This is a genomic window from Bacillus sp. P4_D3, assembly GCF_056401855.1.
The window spans coordinates 1-1052 of the sequence record NZ_JBFUIN010000935.1; the positions used below are offsets into that span (position 1 = coordinate 1).

General features: G+C 36.0%; 1 protein-coding gene. It reads right to left on the minus strand.

Annotation, left to right across the window (positions count from 1 at the left end; all coding sequences use genetic code 11):
• On the minus strand, positions 1–914 hold a 914-nt coding region (locus AC1DTM_RS28130), incomplete at its 3' end, for an aspartate aminotransferase family protein (RefSeq protein ID WP_477001449.1).
• Positions 915–1052: the final 138 nt, after the last annotated feature.

The following is a 1052-nucleotide window of genomic DNA, read 5'->3' on the forward strand; positions in this document are numbered from 1 at the left end:
CTCCCAGGAATATCCATCAACTCCGCACGGCCAACAATTGCACTTAATGGTAAGCCTCCAGCTATTGATTTTGATAATGTAATAATGTCAGGCTCTATTTGAAAATGTTCCGTTGCAAACCATTTCCCAGTTCGACCAAATCCAGTTTGCACCTCATCCATTATCATTAAAATACCATATTGATCACAAATCTCCCGGATTCGTTTTACAAATAAAATAGAAGGAACAATAAATCCAGCTTCTCCTTGTACTGGTTCCATTACGATTGCCGCTACTTTTTCAGGTGATACTTCTTCTAAAAACTTTTCAAACTGATAGATGACTTGAGAATCCACTTCTTCAGGAGAAGCCCCTTCTTCAGCTCTGTAGTAGTACGGATACGGCAATATATGCATGTCTGAAACGAACGGACCAAATCCTGCTTTATATGGATTTTCTTTGGTCGATAAAGACATCGTCATTAATGTTCTCCCATGAAATCCTCGTTCAAACGAGATTACTTTACTTCTCCCTGTGACTTTACGTGCGATCTTCACAGCATTTTCAATCGCTTCCGCACCACTATTTGCAAACATCGTTTTTTTCTCACTTGTTCCTGGCACTTTTTCATTAATTTTCTCTGCTAAAGTAATGTAATTTTCATATGGAGTTACATGAAAACATGGGTGAATAAATGATTCCGCTTGTTTTTGTACCGCTCTTACAACTTTCGGATGACAATGACCAACATTTTGCATTCCAATTCCACCAGCAAAATCAATAAACTGATTTCCATCTACATCTGTAATTATCGCTCCTCTTGCTTCTTTTACATATAAAGGCGTTAAATGATATATTCCTGTCGGTACAGCCGCCTCATACCTTTTTTGAAGTACTTGTGAATAATTTCCTGGTAATACGTTCGATTTCAACAATTCTGCTTCACCTCATCTAATTTTTATAATCAATCCATTTCTGATAAAGTGATTATAAATCTCATAAAACCATTGTTCAATTCAATTATTTATATAATAATGATAGGTATATCCTATGATTAAATTTGAGGTGATTCC